This is a genomic window from Streptomyces zinciresistens K42, assembly GCF_000225525.1.
Taxonomy (GTDB): Bacteria; Actinomycetota; Actinomycetes; order Streptomycetales; family Streptomycetaceae; genus Streptomyces; species Streptomyces zinciresistens.
On the sequence record NZ_AGBF01000031.1, the window covers coordinates 1 to 19,340 of the forward strand.

At 73.1% G+C, this 19,340-nt stretch carries 16 protein-coding genes; 5 read left to right on the top strand and 11 right to left on the bottom strand.

Annotated features, from left to right (window positions below):
* Nucleotides 1–516: glycoside hydrolase family 75 protein (locus SZN_RS12680; RefSeq protein WP_007494910.1), on the bottom strand; the 516-nt coding region annotated here is incomplete at its 3' end.
* 184 nt (nt 517–700) lie between these two features.
* On the opposite strand from SZN_RS12680, the gene SZN_RS12685 reads away from it, so the two are divergent.
* On the top strand, nt 701–1,312 hold the full coding sequence (locus SZN_RS12685; RefSeq protein WP_007494912.1) for a hypothetical protein: 612 nt from the start codon (nt 701–703) through the stop codon (nt 1,310–1,312).
* A gap of 50 nt (nt 1,313–1,362) precedes the next feature.
* Here the strand turns inward: SZN_RS12685 and SZN_RS12690 are convergent, their stop codons facing one another.
* The 3 genes from SZN_RS12690 to SZN_RS12700 form a co-directional block, all read right to left on the bottom strand.
* On the bottom strand, nt 1,363–2,193 hold the full coding sequence (locus SZN_RS12690) for an aldo/keto reductase (protein WP_007494914.1): 831 nt from the start codon (nt 2,191–2,193) through the stop codon (nt 1,363–1,365).
* Between the two features lie 102 nt (nt 2,194–2,295).
* Nucleotides 2,296–4,122 (bottom strand): AMP-dependent synthetase/ligase, encoded by a 1,827-nt coding sequence (locus tag SZN_RS12695; RefSeq protein WP_043730294.1) that lies wholly within the window; start codon nt 4,120–4,122, stop codon nt 2,296–2,298.
* Nucleotides 4,123–4,365: 243 nt separating this feature from the next.
* Nucleotides 4,366–5,229, bottom strand: coding sequence for a LysR substrate-binding domain-containing protein (locus tag SZN_RS12700; RefSeq protein ID WP_007494916.1), 864 nt, complete (start codon nt 5,227–5,229; stop codon nt 4,366–4,368).
* A gap of 153 nt (nt 5,230–5,382) precedes the next feature.
* Between SZN_RS12700 and SZN_RS12705 the strand changes: the two genes are divergently transcribed.
* Complete coding sequence (locus SZN_RS12705; protein WP_007494917.1) at nt 5,383–6,435, top strand: bile acid:sodium symporter family protein; 1,053 nt, start codon at nt 5,383–5,385, stop codon at nt 6,433–6,435.
* Here the strand turns inward: SZN_RS12705 and SZN_RS12710 are convergent.
* The 7 genes from SZN_RS12710 to SZN_RS12740 all read right to left on the bottom strand — a co-directional run bounded on the left by SZN_RS12710 (nt 6,371) and on the right by SZN_RS12740 (nt 16,241).
* Nucleotides 6,371–7,612, bottom strand: a complete 1,242-nt coding sequence (locus tag SZN_RS12710; protein ID WP_043730295.1) for a DUF4185 domain-containing protein — start codon at nt 7,610–7,612, stop codon at nt 6,371–6,373. The two genes, SZN_RS12705 and SZN_RS12710, sit on opposite strands and share 65 nt — an antisense overlap.
* A 10-nt stretch (nt 7,613–7,622) precedes the next feature.
* Complete coding sequence (locus SZN_RS12715) at nt 7,623–9,497, bottom strand: sialidase family protein (protein ID WP_007494919.1); 1,875 nt, start codon at nt 9,495–9,497, stop codon at nt 7,623–7,625.
* A 290-nt stretch (nt 9,498–9,787) separates the two neighbouring features.
* Nucleotides 9,788–10,636, bottom strand: a complete 849-nt coding sequence (gene fdhD, locus SZN_RS12720) for a formate dehydrogenase accessory sulfurtransferase FdhD (RefSeq protein WP_007494920.1) — start codon at nt 10,634–10,636, stop codon at nt 9,788–9,790.
* Nucleotides 10,637–10,652: 16 nt separating this feature from the next.
* Nucleotides 10,653–11,513, bottom strand: coding sequence for a 2Fe-2S iron-sulfur cluster-binding protein (locus SZN_RS12725; protein ID WP_007494921.1), 861 nt, complete (start codon nt 11,511–11,513; stop codon nt 10,653–10,655).
* Nucleotides 11,510–13,333: an NADH-ubiquinone oxidoreductase-F iron-sulfur binding region domain-containing protein gene (locus SZN_RS12730; RefSeq protein WP_007494922.1), complete on the bottom strand. Its 1,824-nt coding sequence runs from the start codon at nt 13,331–13,333 to the stop codon at nt 11,510–11,512. Before SZN_RS12730 ends, SZN_RS12725 begins: the two co-directional genes overlap by 4 nt.
* Before the next feature lie 6 nt (nt 13,334–13,339).
* Nucleotides 13,340–15,259, bottom strand: a complete 1,920-nt coding sequence (locus SZN_RS12735) for a molybdopterin oxidoreductase family protein (protein ID WP_007494924.1) — start codon at nt 15,257–15,259, stop codon at nt 13,340–13,342.
* Between the two features lie 10 nt (nt 15,260–15,269).
* Nucleotides 15,270–16,241, bottom strand: coding sequence for a 2-dehydropantoate 2-reductase (locus SZN_RS12740; RefSeq protein WP_007494927.1), 972 nt, complete (start codon nt 16,239–16,241; stop codon nt 15,270–15,272).
* A gap of 224 nt (nt 16,242–16,465) precedes the next feature.
* Between SZN_RS12740 and SZN_RS12745 the strand changes: the two genes are divergently transcribed.
* From SZN_RS12745 to SZN_RS12750, 3 genes are all read left to right on the top strand, one after another.
* Nucleotides 16,466–17,800 carry an OFA family MFS transporter gene (locus SZN_RS12745; RefSeq protein ID WP_007494929.1) on the top strand — a complete coding sequence of 445 codons (1,335 nt, stop codon included), beginning with the start codon at nt 16,466–16,468 and terminating at the stop codon, nt 17,798–17,800.
* Nucleotides 17,781–17,921 (top strand): MFS transporter small subunit, encoded by a 141-nt coding sequence (locus SZN_RS41360; protein WP_007494931.1) that lies wholly within the window; start codon nt 17,781–17,783, stop codon nt 17,919–17,921. The genes SZN_RS12745 and SZN_RS41360 overlap by 20 nt, the downstream gene beginning before the upstream one ends.
* 147 nt (nt 17,922–18,068) lie before the next feature.
* A complete protein-coding gene (locus SZN_RS12750) occupies nt 18,069–19,007 on the top strand; it encodes a beta-ketoacyl-ACP synthase III (protein WP_007494933.1) in 939 nt (312 codons plus the stop codon).
* Nucleotides 19,008–19,340: the final 333 nt, after the last annotated feature.

Here is a 19,340-nt window from a genome sequence, read left to right on the forward strand (position 1 = left end):
GATGATCCCCCGGGGGCCGGTGTCGCCGACGACGGCGTACAGGACGCGGTCGCCGTACACGACGGCGGCCACCGAGCCGCCCCGGATCCCGGAGGCGGTGTGGTCCCAGACGCCGCTGGGGCCCGGCACGACGATGTAGGGGAGCGTGTCGGAGCGCAGCGCCCGGCCGTCGGACTGCCGGAACGCGGTGTCCGGCAGGAAGTACGGATCGGTGTTCTCGTTGCACTTCGCGGTGCGCTGCCCGTCGCAGTCGATGTCCATGTCGGCCTTCCAGAACACCGCGTCCGGTGTGCCGCAGACCGGGACGGTGGCCGCCGCGGCCCCCGCGTCGGTGCGGTAGGCGCCCTGGGAGATCCGGGTGCAGGACGCCACCCGGGCGAGCAGCCGGGCCGCGCTCACCGAGCCCTCCGGGGCGGGCACCGGGCGGGGGGCTCCGGAGGCGCTCGCGGGGAGCAGCCCGGCGGCGAGCAGTGCGGCACCGGAGGCCGCGGTCAGGGTCAGCGTTCGGATGCGCACGGTGGGGCCCTTCAGTCCGGGACGGGAGTCCTTGGCGGTGTCCTGCGGAACGACCCCTTCACAAGACCCCGTATCCCCGCGCGCGTCACCTCGGGCCCGGGGGCTGATTGCGGTGCGCGGGCCCCGGGAGAAGACTGGACGGGAGGAGGATTCCGTACGGGGCCCGGCAATCCCGGGAGGTGTCATGTTCGTACGTGCCGTCTACGCGACCGGCGATCCCGCGAAGATCGACACGGCCATCAGGGCGATGAACACCGAAGGACGCGACCTGCTGGAGGACCGGCCCGGCTACCGGGGGGCGAGCGTGTTCGCCGACCGGACGCTCGGAAAGCTCCTGGCGGCGAGCTGGTGGGAGTCGGAGCGGGCCCGCCACACCAGCGACGAGGTGCTGAGGGAGCGGCGCGCGGCCATGCTGGAGCCGTTCGCCGGGACCCTGGCCGTGGAGAACTACGAGACCGCGGTGGTGCACCAGGTGCGCAGACCGCAGGCGGGCGCGGGCCTGCGGCTCACCCGGCTGGAGTTCGACCCCAGGGACGCCGACCTGCTCACCGACACCTTCCGGGCGACGGTGCTGCCCCGGCTCGAAGCGCTTCCCGGGCTGGTGCGGGCGACCCTGCTGGTCGACCGGGAGCGCGGGCGCGGCACGGCCGGAGCGGTCTTCGTGGACGGGACGGCGCTGGCGGCGTCCCGCGCGGGGCAGGCGGCGGTCCGGCACGAGGGGGCCGCGAAGGCCCGGGTGGCCGTGACCGGTCTGGAGGAGTTCGAGGTCGTCTTCACCGACGTGGACCCCGGCTGACCGCTCCTCCCGCGCGAAGGCCCGCCCCCCGCCGGGCGGGCCCGCGCGTCCTACTCGACGGTGGCCGGGTGGCCGCCGATGCGCCGGTCCTCGTTGAGCGCGCTGATGGCCGCGAGGTCCTCGTCGTCCAGGCTGAAGTCGAAGACCTCGATGTTCTCCCTGATCCGCGAGGGCGTCACGGACTTCGGGATCACGACGTTGCCGGTCTGCAGGTGCCAGCGCAGCACCACCTGGGCCGGGCTGCGGCCGTGCTTGCGCCCGATGGCCACGATCGCCGGGACCTCCAGCAGGCCCTGGCCCTGGCCGAGCGGCGACCACGCCTCGGTGGCGATGCCCCGCTCGGCGTGGAACGCGCGCGACGCGTGCTGCTGCAGGTGCGGGTGCAGCTCGATCTGGTTGACCGCCGGGACGACCGAGGTCTCGCCGATCAGCCGCTCCAGGTGCTCCGGCAGGAAGTTGGACACGCCGATCGCGCGTACGCGCCCGTCGGCGAGGAGCTTCTCGAACGCCTTGTAGGTGTCGACGTAGCGGTCGCGTCCGGGCACCGGCCAGTGGATGAGGTACAGGTCGACGTAGTCCAGGCCCAGCTTGCCCAGCGACACGTCGAAGGCGCGCAGGGTCGTGTCGTAGCCCTGGTCGCGGTTCCAGAGCTTGGTGGTGACGAAGATGTCCTCACGGGGGACGCCGGAGGCCGCGACGGCCTTGCCGGTGCCCTCCTCGTTGCCGTAGATCGCCGCTGTGTCGATGCTGCGGTACCCGGCCTGCAACGCCGTCGCGACCGCCTGCTCCGCCTCGTCGTCCGGCACCTGCCAGACGCCGAAGCCCAGCTGGGGCATCTCGACGCCGTTGTTCAGGATGATCGGGGGGACCTTGCTGCTCACGAGCTCTTGATCCTTACGGTTGTCGTCAGGTGGGACTCCCATCGTCAACGATCACGGGGCGTCGTGCATTCCTGACCGGCGAATCCGCGGCGGCCGGCCGGGTCAGGCGCGGTAGAGCGCCTCGACCTCATCGGCGTAGGCGTTCTCGATGGCCTTGCGCTTGAGCTTCAGCGACGGCGTGAGCAGACCGTGCTCCTCGGTGAAGGGCTGGGCGAGGATGCGGAACGTGCGGATCGACTCGGCCTGCGAGACCAGGGTGTTGGCGGCGACGACGGCCCGGCGCACCTCGGTCTCCAGATCGGCGTCGCGCACCAGCTCCGCGGGGGAGAGCCGCGGCTTGTCGCGCATCATCAGCCAGTGCTCGACCGACTCCTGGTCGAGGGTGACCAGGGCGGCGATGTACGGGCGGTCGTTGCCGACGACGATGCACTGGGCGACCAGCGGATGGTCGCGGACGCGCTCCTCCAGCACGCCCGGCGAGACGCTCTTGCCACCGGAGGTCACGAGGATCTCCTTCTTGCGGCCGGTGATCGTGAGGTAGCCGTCCTCGTCCAGCGAGCCGAGGTCGCCGGTGGCGAGCCAGCCGTCGTGCAGGGCCGCGTCCGTCGCCTTCGGGTTGTTCAGATAGCCCTGGAAGACGTTGCCGCCGTTCAGCCAGACCTCGCCGTCGTCGGCGATGTGCACGGTCATGCCCGGGATGGGCTGGCCCACCGTGCCGTAGCGGGTGTGGTAGGGCGGGTTGGCGGTGGCCGCCGCGGTGGACTCGGTGAGGCCGTACCCCTCGTAGACGTGGACGCCTGCGCCCGCGAAGAACAGGCCGAGCCGGCGGTCCATGCCCGAGCCGCCCGTCATCGCCTGCCGGATGCGGCCGCCCATCGCGGCGCGCATCTTGCCGTACACCAGCTTGTCGAAGACCTGGTGCTGCATCCGCAGCCCGGCCGACGGGCCGGGGCCGGTGCCCCACGCCTTGGCCTCCATGGCGTCCGCGTACTTCACCGCGACCTCGACCGCCTTCTCGAAGGCGCCCGCCCGGCCCTCCTTCTCGGCCTTGCGGCGCGAGGCGTTGAACACCTTCTCGAAGATGTACGGCACCGCGAGGAAGAACGTCGGCCGGAACGCGGCGAGGTCCGGCAGCAGGGCCGCGGCGTTCATCTGCGGCTGGTGGCCGAAGCGGACCCTGCCGCGGACCGCGGCCACCTGCACCATCCGCCCGAAGACGTGCGCGAGCGGCAGGAACAGCAGGGTCGCCGCCTCGTCGCCCCTGCGGGAGTGGAACACCGGCTCCCAGCGCTCGATGACGGTGTCCGCCTCGAACATGAAGTTGCCGTGCGAGAGGACGCAGCCCTTGGGGCGGCCGGTGGTGCCGGAGGTGTAGATGACGGTCGCCACCGAGTCCGGGGTGACCGCCTCGCGGTGGCGGTGGACCACCTCGTCGTCCAGGTGGCCGCCCGCCTCGTACAGCTCCTGCACCGCGCCCGAGTCCAGCTGCCACAGCTGGTGCAGCCGGGGGAGGCGGTCGATGACGGTCGCGATCGTCATGGCGTGGTCCTCGTGCTCGACGACCGCCGCCGAGCACTCGGCGTCGTACAGCATCCAGAAGCACTGCTCGGCCGAGGACGTGGGATAGACGGGCACCACCTGGGCGCCGATCGTCCACAGGGCGTAGTCGAAGAGCGTCCACTCGTACCGGGTGCGGGACATCAGCGCGACCCGGTCGCCGAACCGGATGCCCCGCGCGAGCAGCCCCTTGGCCAGCGCCAGCACCTCGTCGCGGAACTCGGCGGCGGTCACGTCGCGCCAGCGGCCGTCCTCGCCCTTGCGGCCGAGGACCACGTACGAGGGGTCCTCCCGGGCGTGCTGGAAGACGGTGTCGGCCAGGCCGCCCACCGGCGGCGCCAACGCCAACGGAGGGTTGGTGAATTCGCGCAAACCCCGCTCCCCGCTCCGAATGCCTCGGCTGACGCTCAGCGCGGCGCGGTGAAAGCTACCCCACCCGTCGTGCGGGCGGGAGGGGTCCGCGAACGCGGCGGCGCTCGGGAACCCACTGATCAGCGAAGGAAAATACGCTCACAAGGGGAAGGGCAGGACAGAAAGCTGACGGTTGAGTAAGTTTCGGGACCGTGATCTCCACCGAATCTGTACGTGCGGACCGCCCCCGCCGGCCGGGCCCCGTCACCGCCGGTGCAGCCGGTCGCCGCCCGCGATGATCGCCGCGGCCAGCGCGTCGGCCGCGCCCTGCGCGCCGGTCCGGCGCGGGCCGTGGACCAGCACGAAGTCGACGCGTCCCAGCTCCGGCAGTCCGGCCCGGTCGGGCACGCGCACCAGGCCGGGCGGGATCAGGCCCCGGGAGTGCGCCATGACGCCGAGTCCGGCCCGCGCCGCCGCGATCAGCCCGTTGAGGCTGCCGCTCGTGCACACGATCCGCCACGCGCGGCCCTGCCGCTCCAGCGCCTCCAGCGCCAGCGCCCGGGTGATGCCCGGCGGGGGATAGACGATCAGCGGCACCGGGCGGTCCGGCTCCGGACGCAGCCGCTCCGCGCCGATCCACACCAGCCGGTCGTGCCAGACCAGCGCGCCGCCGGGCTCCTCGGGCCGCCGCTTGGCCAGCACCAGGTCCAGCTTCCCGGCCGCCAGCTGCTCGTGCAGGGTCCCCGAGAGCTCGACCGTCAGCTCCAGGTCGACCTCCGGGTGCTCGTAGCGGAAGCCCTCCAGGATCTCCGGCAGCCGGGTCAGCACGAAGTCCTCGGACGCCCCGAAGCGCAGCCTGCCGCGCAGCCGGGTCCCCGTGAAGAACGCCGACGCCTGCTCGTGCACCGCGAGGATCCTTCGCGCGAAGCCGAGCATCGCCTCGCCGTCCTCCGTCAGCTCCACCGAGTGGGTGTCGCGGACGAACAGGGGCCTGCCGACGGCGCCCTCCAGCCGCCGGACGTGCTGGCTGACGGTGGACTGGCGCAGGCCGAGGCGCCGGGCGGCCCGGGTGAAGCTCAGGGCCTGGGCCACCGCGAGGAACGTGCGCAGCTGCGACGGGTCGTACACGCCGCCACCCTACCGCCGTCATCGCGGAACGTGATGACAGTCAGAGTGGTGTGCCGGATTCCCGATCGCGGGGCCGCGGAGGACGATGGAGAGGGCACGTCCGTGCCGGGTGTCCGACGTACAGCGACGCGACGAACGACGTAGTGGAGCACAGTGAAACGCCTGCGATGGTTCCGAAGGCCGCCGGCCGACCCGTACATCCTGCTGCTGCTCGGGACGGTCGGCCTCGCCGCCCTGTTCCCGGCCCGCGGCACGGCGGCCGGCGTGGCCTCCGGCGCCTCCACGGCCGCGATCGCCTTCCTGTTCTTCCTCTACGGCGCCCGGCTCTCCACCCGTGAGGCGCTGGACGGGCTCAAGCACTGGCGGCTGCACGCCACCGTCCTCGCCTGCACCTTCGTGGTCTTCCCGCTGCTGGGCCTCGCGGCCGGCGGGCTCGTGCCGGGGCTGCTGACCCAGCCTCTCTACCAGGGGCTGCTCTTCCTCACCCTGGTCCCCTCGACCATCCAGTCCTCGATCGCCTTCACCTCGATGGCCCGGGGCAACGTCCCCGCCGCGATCTGCGCCGGCTCCTTCTCCTCCCTCGTCGGCATCCTCCTCACCCCGCTGCTCGCGGCGGCCGTGCTCGGCGGCGGCTCCGCCGGGTTCTCCGCCGACTCCCTGGTGGGAGTCGTGCTCCAGCTGCTCGTGCCGTTCGCCGCCGGGCAGGTGCTGCGCCGCTGGATCGGCGCCTTCGTCACCCGGCACAAGAGGCTCCTCGGCCTCGTCGACCGCGGCTCCATCCTGCTGGTCGTCTACACCGCGTTCGGCAAGGGCGTGGTGCAGGGCATCTGGCAGCAGGTCAGCGCGGTCCGCCTCGCCGGGCTGCTCCTCGTCGAGGCGGTGCTGCTCGCCGTCATGCTCGCCCTGACCTGGTACGGCGCCAGGGCGCTGCGCTTCGACCGGGCGGACCGCGTCGCGATCCAGTTCGCCGGCTCCAAGAAGTCCCTGGCCGCCGGACTGCCCATGGCGAGCGTCCTGTTCGGCGCGCACGCCGCCCTCGCCGTGCTGCCGCTGATGCTCTTCCACCAGATGCAGCTGATGGTGTGCGCGGTCATCGCCAAGCGCCGCAGCCGCGACCCCGAGGCCCTCGCCCAGGACCGGCTCACCGCGCCGGAGCCGCCCGCAGCGTCACGAACCGCGGTCGGTACAGCGACACGTTCCGGCTGAGCTGGGCCGCGGCACCGTCCGGCGCCAGCCAGTTGACGTCGTAGCTCAGCACCAGGCGCCCCGGGCCGCTCAGCGCGGGGTGGGTCTGCGGGTTGTAGGCGGCGACCCGGGCGCCCGGCGGCAGGGCGGGGCTGAACCCCTTCGCCGGCCCGCGCCACGGGCCCTCGGGCGAACAGGCCCAGTACGACGCCACCGTCGTCAGCCCCGCGGGGCCGGCGGCCATCGTGAACAGCACGTACGTCCCCGCCACCCGCGCCACCGAGAAGGCGCTGCCCACCCCGGTGCGCCGGCCGTCCCCGAGCACGGGCCGGGGCCGGGCGGCAGCCGGGCGCACCCACGCCCGGCCGGACCGGTAGCGCCAGGCGCCGGGTTCCGCGAGCCGGCCCACGGGCACGCGCGCGAGGTACGCCCGCGACACCGGCCGGGAGGCCGCCTGGCCGTCGTCGCCCCCGAAGACGTACGTCCAGCCGCCCCTCTCCACCAGCGTGGTGCCGAACAGCACCCGCCGCGACGGGTCGGGCACCAGCCGCTGGTCGAAGACCGGCACGGCCGACTCCACCCGCAGGTCCGGCAGGGCGAGCGTGGCCACCTCGGTGGCCTCCGGCACCCCGAAGATCCAGGGCGGCTGCCCGGCCGAGCGCACCCACAGCACCACCCGCAGGACCCGCTCCCGCGCACCGGGCGAGCGGGGTTCGACCCGGGCCGCCACCGGCCAGCGCCACCGGTTCGGCCCCGGGTCCGCGAACAGCGGGGCGGGCAGCGTGCGTTCCAGGCGCCCGCCGCGCATGACGACGGCCGAGTTGCGCACCATGGGCGCGCTCGCCTCCCGCCAGGTGGCGGACTCGCCGAACGGGTTGGGCGGGGCGTACACCTGGCCGAGGTAGGTGTCCGAGAACAGCCACAGCAGCCGCCCGTCCGGCAGCCGCACCGAGCGCGTGCCGTCACCGCCGGTCCAGTCGTCGGTGCGCGCGGGGTCGTCGCCGTAGCGGGCGAACTCGGCCGTCAGGCCCTTCGCCGCCGACCAGGAGCCGACCGACCGGGGCCCGCACCCGGCGCCGCCCTCCCGTCCGCCGCCGTCGTCCGGGAGGGCGGTGAGCAGCACGGCCCCGAGAACCAGGGCCAGCAGGACGCCGAGGCCGGTTCCCGTGCGCTGCCGTGCTCGTGTCGCGTCGGGCACCCGGGGGACGTTAGCGTCCCGGGCGCACCCGGTCCATGGGCAGCCACAGGACGGTGCCCGCCGCGGCGGCCGACCCCCGGGACGCGGCGGTCAACTCGCCGTCGCCGAGCGCCCTGTTCCACACCCGCACCTCGTCGACCGCGCCGGTGAGGAAGGCCCGGCCGTCCATGCGCTGCCCGACGTGCACGCCGAAGGGCGTGTTGCGGCTGACCGAACCGGCCACGTCCGGTGCGGAGACCGCCCTGCCGTCGAGGAACAGCGTCAGCCGTCCGCCGCCCCGGCGCAGCGCGAGGTGGTGCCACGCCCCGTCGTTCGCGGCGTCGCCCGCCCACACGGACGCGGTGCGCAGCGTCCCGAACCCCTCGCGCGTGGTGATCAGCCCGCGCACCCGGCCGTTCGCCGGCTCGCCGCGCAGCCACACCTGGGGCTGGCCGGTGCCGATGCCGCCCATCCAGAGGAACGGCTGCTCGCCGCCCGCCGCCGTGTAGCGGAAGAACAGGGACGCGGTGAAGTCGCCGGTGCCGAGCGGCAGGCCGGAGCGGTACGGCAGCCGCACCGCGTCGTCGCGCCCGTCGAACTCCAGGGCCCGGCCGAGGACCCCGCCGGCGGTCCCGGCCCCGCCGAGCACCGTCGCGGGGGGCGCCCCGGGGGCGAGGTCCGCGGTGGTGGGGTCGGGGCCCCCGCGCGGGCCGAGCCAGCCCTCGGTGAAACGGGCGAAGCGGATCTCGTCGCGCGCGTCGGCCGTACCGGCCTCGTACAGCAGGCCCACCGTGCCGGGGGCGGCCTGAACCAGGTCCGAGTAGCCCGCCCAGTCCGTGGTGACGACCTTGCCGCGGTCCACGCCGTCCCAGGTGGCGCCGCCGTCGTAGGAACTGCGCACCATCATGGTCCGGCGGCGGTCCGGGTCGGCGGGGGCGGACAGCAGCAGCCGCTCGCCCAGCCGCAGGGTGGCGCCCTGGACCTGGGGCGTGTACAGGTCCGGCAGGTCCTCGAACGGGCCGGTGAAGCTGTCGCCGCCGTCCCGGCTGTACGTCTGGCCGCGGTGCCCGAGGTCCGTGCCGTCCTGCTCCCGGCCGCTGACGAGGAGCGTGCCGTCCGCCCGCTCGGTGAGGGTCACCTCGGACGGCTTCTGGCGGAAGGTGCCGTCGGCGGAGACCGGCCAGGTGTCGGTGGCGCCGGCCCGCCAGGTGGCGCCCCCGTCGTCGCTGACGACGAGCGCGGCGTGGTTGGCGGTGACCCGGCCCCCCGCCCAGGTCTCGGTGTTGACGCCGAAGACCAGCCGTCCGGCGTGCGGGCCCCGGGTGAGCTGGATGCCGTGCACGGGGCCGGTCGCGTACCAGGAGTTCCACTCCGCCGGCAGTGCCTGGTCGCTCAGGTCCCGGGGCGCGGACCAGGTCAGTCCGTCGTCGTCGCTGTACTGGAGGTAGGGGGTGCGGTCGCAGGGGGCGGCGCAGTTCGCGCTGTCCGTGCGGCCCGTGTTGTAGGTCTCGGCGAGCAGGACGCGGCCGGTGCGGCGGTCCACCATCGGGGCGGGGTTGCCGTGGGTGTCGCCGCCGCCGTCGTTGACGACCCGGAGGGGGCCCCAGGTGCGGCCGCCGTCGGTCGAGCGCTTCAGCACGATGTCGATGTCGGCGGCGTCCCCGCAGTTCAGCACCCGGCCCTCGGCGAAGGCCAGCAGGGTGCCGCTCCGGGTCCGCACGATCGCCGGGATGCGGAAGCAGGCGTACCCGGGGTCCTGGGAGGCCCGGAAGAGGACCTGCTGCGTGAAGGGGGCCGCGCCGCCGGCCGGCCGGGACGGCTCGGGAGGGGAGGCCGCGACCGTGGCGAGGGCCGCGGCGGTGGCGGTGAGGGCGGCCGTGAGGCGTGCGCGAACTCCTGACGGCATGGTGCGTTCCGCCCTTGATCGTCCGATGGGATGTCCGGGCATCCGGACATCCCCGTCCGACATGCGCAGGGCAGACGCTAGGCGGCTCGTCCCGTGCCCGACAAGAACCGCGCTCGTGTCACGGCACGGATGGCCTACCGCCCGTCGTACCGGAGGCCGGGGCACGGCCGTACGTCCGTCCGCCGGCCGCCCCCGCCGCCGGGCCGGTCGGGGAACCGCGGGGCCCCGGCACGGCGCAGGGGGCGCTCCCCGCCGGTCGGGGCCCCGCCGCCGTGTCGCGGGGGAGCCGGTCAGCCTCGGGCGGCCGCGGTCCGCAGAGCGATCCGGTGTTCGCCCGCGTACACGTTCATGGAGGCGCCCCGCAGGAAGCCCACCAGGGTCAGCCCCGTCTCGGCGGCCAGGTCGACCGCCAGCGAGGAGGGCGCCGAGACCGCCGCGAGGACGGGTATCCCCGCCATCACGGCCTTCTGCGCCAGTTCGAAGCTGGCGCGCCCCGAGACCAGCAGCACCGACCGGGACAGCGGCAGGTTCCCGTCCTGCAGGGCGCGGCCGACCAGTTTGTCGACCGCGTTGTGCCGGCCCACGTCCTCCCGGACGTCGACGAGTTCGCCGTCCTCGGTGAACAGGGCCGCCGCGTGCAGACCCCCGGTCCGGTCGAAGACCCGCTGGGCCGCGCGGAGCCGGTCGGGGAGGCTCGCGAGGAGTTCGGGGTCGAGCCGGACCGGGGGAGCGTCGGCGATCGGCCAGCGGGCCGTCGTGCGCACCGCGTCCAGACTCGCCTTGCCGCACAGGCCGCAGGACGAGGTCGTGTACACGTTGCGTTCGAGGGTGATGTCGGGGAGGGCCACGCCCGGCGCGGTCCTCACGTCCACCACGTTGTACGTGTTGGAGCCGTCCACCGTGGCGCCCGCGCAGTAGACGATGTTCTGCAGGTCCGTGCGCTCGGCGAGGACGCCCTCGCTCACCAGGAAGCCCGCGGCCAGGGCGAAGTCGTCGCCCGGGGTCCGCATGGTGATCGCGAGCGGCTTGCCGTTGAGGCGGATCTCCAGGGGTTCCTCGGCGACGAGGGTGTCCGGCCGGGTGGAGACGGCTCCGTCCCGGATCCGGATGACCTTGCGTCGTTCCGTGACTCGTCCCATGTCTCGATCAGTCCCGTCAGTCCCGGTTCTGTACGTGCTGGTAGCCGAAGCGGCCCTTGATGCACAGGTTGCCGTGGGTCACCGGGTTGTCGTGCGGAGAGGTGACCTTCACGATCTCATTGTCCTGCACATGGAGGGTGAGGTTGCAGCCCACTCCGCAGTACGCGCACACGGTGGTCGTCCCGGTCTGCGCGGCCTCGTTCCAGGTACCCGCCGCCCGCATGTCGAACTCGGACTTGAAGGACAGCGCGCCCGTCGGGCACACCTCGATGCAGTTGCCGCAGTACACACACGCCGAGTCGGTCAGCGCCGCGTCGTGCTCCACCGCGATGCGGGCGTCGAAGCCCCGCCCGGCGACCGAGATCGCGAAGCTGTTCTGCCACTGGTCGCCGCAGGCGTCCACGCACTTGTAGCAGAGGATGCACTTGCCGTAGTCGCGCACGTACAGCTCGTTGTCGATCCGCGGCTCCTCCTCCACCCGGGCCGCGTCGGGGCCGAACCGGTCCGGCTTCGCCTCGTACTCCTTGATCCACCGGGCGGCTCCGGGGGTCGTGGACAGGTCCACCGAGGAGGCGAGCAGCTCCAGGACCACCTTGCGGCTGTGCCGGGCCCGCTCGGTGCCGGTGCGCACCCGCATGCCCGGCTCGGCCTCGCGCGAGCAGGCCGGGACCAGTGTCCTGGCCCCCTCCACCTCCACGACACACACCCGGCAGGCGTTCTTGGGCCGCAGCGTGTCGCCCTCGCACAGGGTCGGCACGTCCTTGCCGGCCGCCCGGCAGGCGTCGAGGATCGTCGAGCCCTCCGGGGCCCGTACGGACTCCCCGTCCAGGGTGAACTCCAGCAGCCGGCGCGGAATCCCCAGCGGTGTCACGGTCATTCGTACGCCCCCAGACGGTCGATGGCGGATTCCACGGCGTTCCACGCGGTCTGGCCCAGACCGCAGATCGAGGCGTCCCGCATGGTGCGGCCGACCTCCCTGAGCAGGGCGACGTCCCCGGCGGCCGCCGCGCCGGAGCGCTCGGCGATCCGGTGCAGGGCCTCCTCCTGCCGCACCGTCCCGACCCGGCAGGGCACGCACTGCCCGCAGCTCTCGTCGCGGAAGAACTCCGCGATGCGCAGCAGCAGCCGCGGCAGCGGCACGGTGCCGTCGAAGGCCATCACCACACCCGAGCCGAGCGTGGTGCCCGCCTCGCGCGTGCCCTCGAAGGTGAGCGGGATGTCCAGCTCGTCGGCCCGGACGAAGCCGCCCGCCGCCCCGCCCAGCAGCACCGCCCGCAGACCGGCGCGCACCCCGGCCAGCTCCAGCAGCTCGCCCAGCGTCGCGCCGAACGGCAGCTCGTAGACGCCGGGCCGGGCCACGCTCCCGGAGACGCAGAACAGCTTCGGTCCCGTCGAGGCGCCGGTGCCGATCGCCGCGTACGCCGGCGCTCCCATGGTCAGGATCGGCAGCACGTTGACCAGCGTCTCCACGTTGTTCTCGACCGTGGGCTTGCCGAACAGGCCCTTCTCCACAGGGAAGGGCGGCTTGGAGCGCGGCTCGCCCCGGTAGCCCTCGATGGAGTTGAACAGGGCGGTCTCCTCGCCGCAGATGTACGCCCCGGCGCCCCGGCGGATCTCGATGTCGAAGGCGTAGCCCGTGCCGAGGACGTCCTCGCCGAGGAAGCCGCGCGCGCGGGCCTGCGCGAGGGCGTGCTCCAGGCGCCGCTGGGCGCGCGGGTACTCGCCGCGCAGATACAGGTAGCCCTTGTGCGCGCCGGTCGCGTACGCGGCGACGGTCATCGCCTCGACCAGCGCGTAGGGGTCGCCCTCCATGAGCACGCGGTCCTTGAAGGTGCCCGGCTCGGACTCGTCGGCGTTGCAGACGAGGTAGTGCGGACGGTCCGGCTGGGCCGCCGTGGCCTGCCACTTGCGGCCGGTGGGGAAGGCGGCCCCGCCGCGGCCGGCCAGCCCGGAGTCGGTGACCTCGCGGATGACGCCCGCGGGGCCGAGCGCGAAGGCCCGGCGCAGCGCGGTGTAGCCGCCGTGCGCGCGGTAGTCGTCGAGCGAGGCGGGGTCGACGACGCCCACGCGGCGCAGCAGGGTGAGCGAGGGATCGCCGCACTGCGGCACAGCCGCCGCGGCGGACGGTTCCTCGGGCGCCGAGTCCGGGGCGCTCGCGGCGAGCACCGCGTCGCGCACGGTCGCGGGCGCCGCGACCGCCGTGCGCACCGGATCGCCGGCCTTGACGGCGAGTGCCGCCGGGGCCCGTTCGCACAGGCCCAGACAGGGGCTGCGCTGCACCGAGACCCCGCTGCCGGGGCCGAGCCGCTCCTCGGCGCCCGCGCACAGCCCGCCCGCCCCGGCCGCCGCGCACGCGAGGTCCGTGCACACGTGGAGCACGGTCGCCGGGCGCGGCCGGACGGAGAACAGGGCGTAGAAGGTGGCGACGCCGTACGCCTCCGCCGGCGGCACCGTCAGCCGCCGGCACAGGTAGTCGAGGGCGCCCTCGCTGATCCAGCCGATCCGGTCGTTGATCGCGTGCAGCCCCGGCAGCAGCAGGTCGCGGCGGTCCCGGGCCGCGCGACCGCCGCGCGCCCACCGCAGGTCGGCGTCGGAGCGGTCGGCGCCCTCCCAGGACGACCCGGGCGGTCCGAGCAGGCCGTCGACGGCCGCCCTCTCGTCGTCCGTCGGTTTGCTGTCACCGAAGCGCAGGTCCACTTGACGTCACCTCACGATGGTCGCGACGGGGAGCTTCTCGATGCGGATGGCCGACGCCTTGAACTCCGCCGTCCCCGCGATCGGGCAGTTCGCCTCGATCGTCAGCTGGTTGGTGTCCACCTCGTCGGGGAAGTGCATGGTCATGAAGGCGAGGCCGGGCCGCAGCGCGGTGTCCACCCACACGGGCGCGACGACCGCGCCGCGCCGCGAGGTCACCTGGACCTGCTCACCGACGACGACCCCGTAGCGCTCGGCGTCCTCGGGACTGATCTCGACGTACTCGCCGCGGCGCAGCGGGGAGGCGAAACTCCCGCTCTGCACCCCGGTGTTGTAGGAGTCGAGGCGCCGTCCCGTGGTGAGCCGGACGGGGTAGTGCTCGTCGGTGAGGTCGACCGGGGGGTCGTGCTGGACCAGCCCGAACGGCGCCGGCGCACCTCGCCGTTCCGGGTCGCTCTCCCACAACCTGCCGTGCAGGTAGGTCGGTTCGAGCCCGTCGGTGCTGGGGCACGGCCACTGGATGCCCTGGTGCTCCTCCAGACGGTCGTACGTCATCCCGTAGTGGTCCGGCGAGACGGACCTCAGCTCGTTCCAGACGGCCTCGGAGTCGGCGTACTTCCAGTCGTGGCCGAGCCGGCCCGCGAGGTCGCAGAGGATGTCGATGTCCTCGCGGGCCTCGCCGGGCGGGGTGACGGCCCGGCGCACCCGCTGCACCCGGCGCTCGCTGTTGGTGGTGGTGCCCTCGGTCTCGGCCCATCCGGCGGTCGCGGGGAGGACCACGTCGGCCAGCTCCGCCGTCCGCGTCAGGAAGATGTCCTGCACGACGAGGAAGTCCAGCTCCCCCATGCGGCGCACGGCCTGCTCGCTGTCGGCCTCCGACTGCGCGGGGTTCTCGCCGATGCAGTACACGGCCCTCAGTCCGCCGTCCTCCATCGCCTCGAACATCTCGGTGAGGTTGAGCCCGTAGTGGGGCACGATCACCGTGTCCCACGCCGACTCGAACTTCAGCCGGATGCCGGGGTCGAGGAGGTCCTGGAAGCCCGGCAGCCGGTTGGGGATCGCGCCCATGTCGCCGCCGCCCTGCACGTTGTTCTGCCCGCGCAGCGGCTGGAGTCCGCTGCCCCAGCGGCCCACGTGCCCGGTCAGCAGGGACAGGTTGATGAGCGCGCGCACGTTGTCGGTGCCGTTGTGGTGCTCGGTGATGCCGAGGGTCCAGCACAGCTGGGCCCGCTCGGCGCGGGCGTAGGCGTGGGCCAACTGCCGTACGGCGGCAGCCGGTACGCCCGTCACCTTCTCCGCCAGGGACAGCGTCCAGGGCTCGACGAGCGCCTTGTACTCCGCGAAGCCGCTGGTGGCCCGTGCGATGAACGCCTCGTTCGCCAGGCCCGCGTGGATGATCTCGCGCCCGATCGCGTGCGCCATCGGGATGTCGGTGCCGACGTTCAGCCCCATCCAGCTCTCCGCCCACTCCGCGGTGGAGGTGCGGCGCGGGTCGACGGCGTACATCCGGGCGCCGTTCCTGATGCCCTTCAGCACGTGCTGGAAGAAGATGGGGTGCGCGAAGCGGGCGTTGGAGCCCCACATCACGATGACGTCGGTGTCCTCGATCTCCTCGTAGGAGGAGGTGCCGCCGCCCGAGCCGAACGCCGCCGAGAGCCCGGCGACGCTGGGGGCGTGGCAGGTGCGGTTGCAGGAGTCGACGTTGTTGGTGCCCATGACGACCCGGGCGAACTTCTGCGCCACGTAGTTCATCTCGTTGGTGGCGCGGGCGCAGGAGAACATGCCGAACGCGCCCCGGTTGCGGGCCAGGCCCTCGGCCGCGCGGGTCAGCGCCTCCTCCCAGGAGGCCCGCCGGAACGGCTCGTCGCGCGCGTCGCGCACCAGCGGATGGGTCAGCCGGGTGTAGTTCTTCGGTTGCCGCTTCCTCATTCGACGCTCCTCATGCCGCGCTCCTGAGCGCGAGCAGGTCCGAGATGGCGTGCACGGTGCGCAGGGTGGGCACGTCCACGCCGGTGATCTCCGCCAGTTCGACGACCGCCGCGAGCAGGACGTCGAGTTCGAGCGGCTTGCCGCGCTCCAGGTCCTGGAGCGTGGAGGTGCGGTGGTCGCCGACCCGTTCGGCTCCCGCGAGGCGGCGCTCGATGGAGACGCCGACCTCGCAGCCGAGGGCGGTGGCGACCGCGAGCGTCTCGGTCATCATGATCTCGATGACCCTGCGGGTGCCGCCGTGCAGGCACATCTGCCGCATGGTGGCGCGGGCCAGCGCGCTGATCGGGTTGAAGGAGATGTTGCCGAGCAGCTTCAGCCAGATGTCGTTGCGCAGGTCGACCTCGACCGGGCACTTCAGACCGCCGGCGATCATCGCCTCGCTGAGGTCCCGGCAGCGCCGGGAGACGCTGCGGTCGGGTTCCCCGATGGAGAACCGCGTGCCTTCCAAGTGCCGTACGACACCGGGTCCTTCGAGTTCGGTGGCCGCGTAGACCACGCAGCCGACGGCCCGTTCGGGCGCGATCACCGCACTGACCGCGCCGTTCGGGTCCACGCTCTCGACGCGGTGGCCGTCGTGGGGGCCGCCGTGCCGGTGGAAGTACCACCAGGGGATGCCGTTCTGGGCGGCCACGACCGCCGTGCTCCCGTGCAGCAGCGGCTCGATCAGCGGCCCGCACGCCGCGTACGAGTTGGCCTTCAGGCCCAGGAAGACGAAGTCGACCGGGCCGACGTCGGCGGGGTCGTCGGTGGCGTGGGCGCGGGCGGTGAAGTCGCCGCGCGGACTGAGGACCCGCACCCCGTGCTGCCTCATGGCCGCCAGATGCGGTCCACGGGCGATCAGGTGCACGTCGGCGCCCGCGCGGTGCAGCGCGGCTCCGACGTAGGCGCCGATGGCACCGGCGCCAAGGACTGCAACTCTCACTTCGGAACGCTCCGTTCGGTCGAGGGAGTACCGCGGAGGTGGCTGGGAAGCATTGTTGAGCAGGTCGATTCTGGTCGACTGAATATTGTCTACAGTATGGATAGGGGGTCGGCAAGGGGTCGCGCACGGCGTTCGACCGTTCGTCGCGTCCTGCATACCGCTCACCGCATACGGTCGACCCATTGCCTTCTCAACCTCCTCCGCGGTGCCTACCGTTCGGGATCATGAGTCCCCCCGTCGCACCCGCGGGATGGAGCCGCTGGCTGGTTCCGCCCGCTGCACTCTCGGTCCATCTGTCCATCGGCCAGGCCTACGCCTGGAGCGTGTTCAAGCCACCGCTCGAATCGGCGCTCGGCCTCAGCGGCACCCAGAGCGCGCTGCCGTTCCAGCTCGGCATCGTCATGCTCGGCCTCTCGGCGGCGTTCGGCGGCACCCTGGTGGAGCGCAACGGACCGCGCTGGGCGATGACCGTCGCCCTGATCTGCTTCTCGTCCGGGTTCCTGCTCGCCGCGCTGGGCGCGGCAGTCGAGCAGTACTGGCTGATCGTCTTCGGCTACGGATTCGTCGGCGGCATAGGTCTGGGCATCGGCTACATCTCGCCGGTGTCGACCCTGATCAAGTGGTTCCCCGACCGGCCCGGCATGGCCACCGGCATCGCCATCATGGGCTTCGGCGGCGGCGCCCTCATCGCCTCGCCCTGGTCCGCCCAGATGCTGGAGTCCTTCGGCAGCGACAGCTCCGGGATCGCCCTGGCCTTCCTCGTGCACGGCCTGACCTACGCCGTGTTCATGCTCCTCGGCGTGCTGCTGGTCCGGGTGCCGCGCACCGGGAAACCGGCCGGCGCCGACGGGCCCGCCGTCTTCGAGGGCCCCCAGGTGTCGGCCCGCAGCGCGGTGCGCACCCCGCAGTTCTGGTGCCTGTGGGTCGTGCTCTGCATGAACGTCACGGCGGGCATCGGCATCCTGGAGAAGGCCGCGCCGATGATCACGGACTTCTTCGCCACCACCTCCACCCCGGTCTCGGTGTCGGCCGCGGCCGGCTTCGTCGCCCTGCTGTCGGCCGCCAACATGGCGGGCCGCATCGGCTGGTCCTCGACCTCCGACCTGATCGGCCGCAAGAACATCTACCGCGTCTACCTCGGCGTCGGCGCCCTGATGTACGCCCTGATCGCCCTGGCCGGGGACTCCTCCAAGCCGCTGTTCATCCTCTGCGCCCTGGTGATCCTCTCCTTCTACGGCGGCGGCTTCGCGACCGTCCCGGCCTATCTGAAGGACCTCTTCGGGACCTACCAGGTGGGCGCGATCCACGGCCGGCTGCTCACCGCCTGGTCCACGGCCGGCGTCCTCGGGCCGCTGATCGTGAACTGGATCGCCGACCGGCAGGAGGCGGCGGGCAAGGACGGCGCGTCCCTCTACACGCTCTCCATGTTCATCATGATCGGGCTGCTCGTCGTCGGCTTCGTCGCCAACGAGCTGGTGCGGCCCGTGCACCCGCGTCATCACGTCCCCGCCCCGGCGGCGACGGAGAAGGAGGCCGCCGATGTCCAGCGACAGCGGTAGCAGCAGCAGCCCGCCCGCCCGGCGCGGCCTGATCGCCTTCGCCTGGGTGTGGGTGGGCATCCCGCTCGCCTACGGGCTCTACGAACTCGTCCAGAAGGCGACGCAGCTGTTCACCGGGTAGGTGTCCGGCGGGTGCCGGGCGTCCGGCCGCTGAGGGAAGCTGACAACGCGGGCTCCGGTTTCCTGTGGCATCCCGTGCCGTCGTACCCGTGAGTCACTGATCAGACTGGTGAATCCCGCTACCCGCAGTCCGAGGGGATCACCATCGATGAACGGCTCGCGTATCGCCGCAGTCGGCCACTACCAGCCCGCCAGGGTGCTCACCAACGAGGAACTGGCGGGCATGGTCGACACCAGTGACGCGTGGATCACCTCCCGGGTGGGCATCCGCACGCGGCACATCGCAGGCCCCGACGAGCCGGTCGACGAACTCGCCGGGCACGCAGCCGCCAAGGCGCTCGCCGCGGCGGGCATGCTGCCCGCCGACATCGACCTCGTCCTGGTCGCCACCTCCACCGCGGTCGACCGCTCCCCGAACATGGCCGCGCGGGTGGCGGCCCGGCTGGGCATCCCCTCGCCCGCCGTGATGGACCTCAACGTGGTCTGCGCCGGGTTCACCCACGCGCTGGCCACCGCCGACCACGCCGTGCGCGCGGGAGCCGCGACCCGCGCCCTGGTGATCGGCGCGGACAAGATGTCCGAGGTGACCGACTGGAGCGACCGCACCACCTGCGTCCTGGTGGGCGACGGCGCCGGCGCCGCCGTCGTCGAGGCGTCCGCGGAGCCCGGCATCGGTCCGGTGCTGTGGGGGTCGGTGCCCGAGATGGGGCACGCCGTGCGCATCGAGGGCCAGCCCGCGCGGTTCGCGCAGGAGGGCCAGAGCGTCTACCGCTGGGCGACCACCCGGCTCCCCGCGATCGCGCGCCGGGCCTGCGAACGGGCCGGCCTCGCGCCCGCCGACCTCGCGGGCGTGGTGCTGCACCAGGCCAACCTGCGCATCATCGAGCCGCTCGCCGAGAAGATCGGCGCCGTCAACGCCGTCGTGGCCCGCGATGTCACCGAGTCCGGCAACACCTCCGCGGCCAGCATTCCGCTCGCGTTCTCCAAGCTCGTGGAGCAGGGGCGGATCTCCAGCGGCGACCCCGTGCTGCTCTTCGGCTTCGGCGGCAACCTGTCGTACGCCGGTCAGGTCGTGCGCTGCCCCTGACGCCGGACGCCTGCCTGACGGCGGACGCTGCCTGACGCCTGCCTGACGGCGGACGCTGCCTGACGCCTGCCTGACGGCGGACGCTGCCGGACGCCTGCCTGACGGCGGACGCTGCCTGACGGCGGACGCTGCCGGACGCCGGACGCCTGGCGCGTGACGGTGGACGCCGGATGTCTGACGCCGGGCGGCCTGACGGCGGGCGTCCGGGGTGTGATGTGACCGACTCCCCGGCCCCCTGGCCCCTGTGCGCCGTAGACTGTAGACGAAAGACAATCGATACTGGCTTTCGGTGACGGTCGGCTACGGCACGCGGTCGCCCGGTGTCCGCCCAGG